This window comes from Actinomycetota bacterium, from assembly GCA_036280995.1.
Lineage (GTDB): Bacteria > Actinomycetota > CALGFH01 > CALGFH01 > CALGFH01 > CALGFH01.
The window spans coordinates 1-4,274 of record DASUPQ010000723.1 but is presented as its reverse complement, the minus strand read 5'-3'; the positions used below and the strand labels follow the sequence as shown (position 1 = coordinate 4,274).

The 4,274-nt window shown below is 67.9% G+C and carries 3 protein-coding genes; all 3 read right to left on the bottom strand.

Going from position 1 to position 4,274, the window contains the following annotated elements:
* Nucleotides 1-1,615 (bottom strand): tetratricopeptide repeat protein (locus VF468_24315; GenBank protein ID HEX5881413.1); only part of this gene is annotated, 1,615 nt, incomplete at its 3' end.
* Between the two features lie 188 nt (nt 1,616-1,803).
* Nucleotides 1,804-2,487: an HAD family hydrolase gene (locus VF468_24310; protein HEX5881412.1), complete on the bottom strand. Its 684-nt coding sequence runs from the start codon at nt 2,485-2,487 to the stop codon at nt 1,804-1,806.
* 23 nt (nt 2,488-2,510) lie between these two features.
* Entirely contained in the window at nt 2,511-3,959 is a 1,449-nt protein-coding gene (locus VF468_24305) for a helix-turn-helix transcriptional regulator (GenBank protein ID HEX5881411.1), read from the bottom strand.
* Between the last annotated feature and the right edge of the window lie 315 nt (nt 3,960-4,274).

Here is a 4,274-nt window from a genome sequence, read left to right as displayed (position 1 = left end):
GGGCAGCGTCCCCCCGCCGCCACCGCCGCTCATACAGCAGACCGAGCTGAACAGCCGCCAGGGGGGCAGCACCTCGATGGCCCGACTGGATCACCCGCTGGTAGATCGCTGCTGCACGCTCACGGTCGCGCCAGCGCTCACACACGGCCGCCAACTTGAACGCTGCGGCAGGATCCAGTTGTGGCTGCTCCAGGGCCTGCTGCCAGACGGCATGGGCGTGGCGGTCATCGCCGCGGCCGGCCAGCAGCTCCCCAAGGGCGGCGGCGGCCTTGAGGGAGAAGCTCGGATGGTGGGCATCGATCGCCTGCTGGTAGGCAGCCCAGGCCTGATCGACATCACCGTTGCCCTCATGAAGGCGGCCAAGCAGCAAGGCTGCCCGTGGCGCCCCGTCCGGATCCTCAGTATCGATCGCTTGCTGGTAGGCGGCCTGGGTCCGGGCAAGGTCGCCGTGCTCGGCATGGTAGGAGGCCAGGCACAAGGCCGCCTGGGCGGCGACCTCCCGGCGGGTGGAGGCGGCCGCTTGCTCAAAGAACCCGACCTGCTCGGGGTCCTCCTGACTGGCCAGCAGTGACCCCAGGGTCAGGCTCGCTCGCGGGGCCACATCAAAGTGCCCGGAGGCGATCGCCTGCTCAAGCAACCCGCGGGCGCCGGCCACCTCACCCTGGGTCCCGAGCAGCCCGCCGAGCAGCAGCGCCGCCCTCGGCGACAGGTCCTCGTCACCGGCCCCAGCTTGCTGCTCCAGCGCGGCCATGGCCTCCTGGAGCCCACCCTGGTCGGCCAGCAGCAGCCCGATCGCCATGGCCGCCTCGGGCGCATACAGATAATGCCCGGAGGCAACGGCCTGCCGCAGGACCGCCCGGCCCGCCTCCGGATCGCCGCGGCGGGCCAACACCCCTCCAAGCCAGGTCGCCGCCTCCGGCCCGGCCTCGGTGTGGCCCGAGGCGACCGCCAACCGGAACGCCGCTTCTGCGCCGACCGCATCGCCTTGGTACAGCCGCAGCAGTCCCAGCCTGCAGGCAGCAACCGGCCCCGCCTGGGGATCTTCGGCGTCCATCGCCACGCGGTAGGCCCGCTCGGCGGCCACAAGCTTGCCCTGCCGGACCGCGGCAACGCCGACGGCGACGGCTTCGCAGGGGCGGACCCGGCCCAAGAACAGCTCCCAGGCCACCTCGGGCACCCGCCGACCCCGCCGCTCGGCCTCCTCGACCAGCCAGTAGCAGGCGTGGACGCCGTCAAAGCCCCGCTTAGGACAGTCGTCGATCAGGGCGTCAACACAGCGCTCAACCGGTGACCCGTGACGCCCCAGCGGGGTCAATGCCCAGCCCAGTCCCTGCTGGAACGCCTGGTTGGTGGCTGGCCGGCTGGGCTCAAGTTCCTTTAGGTAGCTTGGGAAGAGGGCGCGTAGGTCCTCCTCGCTGATCGGTCGCTGCTGGGGAAGCTTGTCGAACCCAGCCAGCTCCCAGTCCACCGTGGCTTGGACGATCGCATAGCCGCTCGGCTGCTTGTGCCTGGCCTCACGGACGACCTCAACCAGGCTGGGTGCCGACTGCTCGCGCTCCCACTTGGCGAGCGCCGCATCGAAGCTGCGGAAGAACTCTCCCAGCGAATCCGACATTCCGTCCTCACAGGTCAGAACGCGCCCACCCAGCATGACGACGGCCCAGCGTCACCCGCAACCTGCCACGTCACGTCAGTTGCTTTCGGAATAGCTGCTGGGAGTGTCCCTTGCGTGGATACCCCAGCATTTGGTTCCAGCCGACCGGAACAGGAGTACCTGATGCGCAAGCTGGAACCATGGCAGCCTCATCGCTGAGGCGTGGTGAGGGCTTGGAGATGCTGAGGTAGCTCGTCGAGTGACTTGACCCGCAGATGCGCCTTCGCCGAGTCGGGATGCATGGCGTGGATGTACCCCCACGGCCCGCGACGTAGGAACACCGCAATCATGCCGGCACTGAGTGCGGGGAGTACATCGTTGTCGAGACGATCTCCGACATAAGCGATCTCGCCTGGTGGAAAGCCACACTCGCTGATGACCTTCTCGAAGAACGCCGGCGACGGCTTCTCGACGCCCCACCCGGCCGACGTGCCGATGAAGTCCACAGGGAGGTTGAGCTGCCGCAACAGCTGCTCAGCGCGAGCGGTCTGGTTGCCGGCGACGCCGACCAGGAAGCCTAGCTCTTTGAGCGCCGTCAGGCAGGGTCGTACGTCCGGGTAAAAGTCAGAATCGTCGAAGTGCTCGGGGACGCCGGCGTCCTCGCGGCGGAGCCGCTCGACCGCCAGGTCGAACCCGGGTCGGAAGTGCTGGAAGGTGTCACGGTAGTCGTCGCCGAGGGCGATGACCGCGCCGAACATGGCCGAGAAGGTATGCCGAGGCACCCCGAGCCAGTCTGCCCATGCCCCATACTCTGTCGACTCGTCGATGAGCGTCTCACCGATGTCAAAGACGACCGCACGCAAGGTCGGTGCGCGTTCCTGCCGCTGTTGCAAGGAATGTTTCCTTCCGGACGTGGTCAGACAAGCCCAAGGCGCTCATCTAGATCCTTTACTGATCCACGATCCTGCCACGGCCGCACGAGTTGGCGGAATTCGCGCAGCCGCTCGGCGCTCGTCTCGTACCCGGCCCGGGTGAGCGTCACGGCCGCCTCGCTGGCGAGCTCACAACCCTTGTCGACCTCGCCCTCGTGGACATATGCGGTCGCGAGGTCGGTCAGCAGCACCGAGCGCTGCTTCACCGCACCCGCATCCAGGCACGCGATGGCAGTCTGCAGGGCCGTCTCCGCTTGGTCGACCTGGCCGGCCGCAAGGTAGGCGAAGCCCTTGAAGCCGTTGAGCCTGGTTGTGTCGTAGTAGTCCATCCAGGTAGGGATCTCCTTGGCGGGGACGAGTGCCGCCTCGGCGCGCTCGACCGCGGCCAGGGCAGCGCTCGTCTCGCCAGCCTTCGAGCGGATCTCGGATTCCACGGCCGCCAACCACGACGGCACGATCGTGCTCCCGGAGGCGTGCTCGTTAGCGCCCTCGAGCAGGTCGATCGCCGCACGGAAGCTCCGCGTGGCGGCCGCTACGAAGCTCATGTGACCAAGCGTGACCGCCTCAAGGTGCGGATCGCCTGCCTCGCGGGCCGAGTCCAGCGACATGCCGTAGTAGGCGCGTGCGGTGCCTGGGTCGTGCAGGTCGAAGAACGACAGGCGGCCGGCGAGCAGGGCAACCTGGCTGTGGTTGCGGAGGACTTGCTGCCGCTGCGGGCCGGTGGGTGCGGTGCTGGCCAGCTCGTCCACCAGCTCGAGGTGCGCGGTGACCGGGATCATCAGCTCGGCTGGCGCGGTCGAGTGGTACATGCGCTGATAGCGCAACGCCAGCGAGTCGATGACGTACGTGCTCGTCGGGTCGAGCACGAGCGGTGGTTGGGCTTCTGCCGAGGCGACGCCGCCAGAGTCTCGCAGCAGCTCCAGCAAGGCCGCGGTCGAGGCCGTACCGAGCAGCTTGATGATGGTTCGCCGGTCCATGATCAGAGTTCTCCGAGGCTCAAGGATCTTGGCGAGCAGCCGCTGCCCGAGAGGGCCGAGCATGGCCAGGTCGGCCCACTGCTGCAGCAGCCGCTCCCGCATCCCCAGGGGCACAAGAGACGCTTCGGCGGTAGCTCCCGCAACTTGGGCCGCCATCGCCGACGCTGGCCCCCCTTGTCCCCCTTCGCTCGGCCCTGCCGCCCGACCGCGGCGTGTGCGCCGGTCGACGAAGGTTCCGAGCGGGATACCCAGGACCGCTGACAGCTTCGGCGCGTAGAAGTCGCTGACCGAGCGTTCGCCGCTCTCCCACTCCCGGACATAGTTTGGGTTGAGGCCAAGGACGTCACCATTTCCGTGTTGGTACTCCCACGCCTGGATCTCGTCGCATAGCCGGGGCTTGCTCCAACCACGCCGGCGGCGCTCCTGGTAGATCAGTTCACCGGAGCCAGGCGTCATCGGCTGACCTCTCCACTGTGACGGCCTGAACGGCATCCTACCGCACCGTTTCGCACCATTTAGTGAGAAACGGCGGTCTCAACCACTCCGTCCAGGTCGTCTCCTTACCTCGTGACCGACCAATGGTGCGACGGCCGCCACACAGTCCGGTAACGCCGCACCGCCGCCGTCCGATCGGGGTGAGAGAGATGCGAGCGCTTTGGTGGCTCCTGGCCTGTCTGCTGGTCGACGCGAGGCTCGCGCCTCAGATCTGCTATTGCCTGCGGTGCCACGGCTCAGGCTGCGGCGGCTGGTGCCGGTGGTGCCAGTGAGCGC